Raw genomic sequence first — 313 nt, 5'->3', positions numbered from 1 at the left:
GCAGCGGTCAGCTGGGGAATGGTACTACGACAAACACAACGGTACCGGCGGCTATTTCGACCTTAAGCGGGGTCACTGCAATTGCAGCGGGCAGCAGACACAGCCTGGCGCTGAAGAGTGACGGCAGCGTATGGGCGTGGGGGTACGGCGGCAGCGGTGAACTGGGAGATGGTAGTCTCACTGTCCGGACTACGCCGGTGGCAGTCAGTGGGCTGACGAGCGAAGTGACGGCAATCGCCGGGGGCAACAGCCATAGCCTGGCGCTGAAGAGTGACGGCAGTGTATGGGCATGGGGTTACAACGGTGACGGTCA

1 protein-coding gene is annotated in these 313 nt (G+C 62.0%); it reads left to right on the top strand.

Annotated features, from left to right (window positions below):
• Positions 1–313, top strand: a 313-nt coding sequence (locus tag KIH86_RS00605) for an RCC1 domain-containing protein (RefSeq protein WP_407672219.1), incomplete at both ends; no start/stop codon positions are given.

Source organism: Paenibacillus sinensis, from assembly GCF_019904155.1.
Taxonomy (GTDB): domain Bacteria; phylum Bacillota; class Bacilli; order Paenibacillales; family Paenibacillaceae; genus Paenibacillus_AQ; species Paenibacillus_AQ sinensis.
Note: the sequence above shows the minus strand (reverse complement) of the source record. Positions and strands in the feature narration are given on the sequence as shown.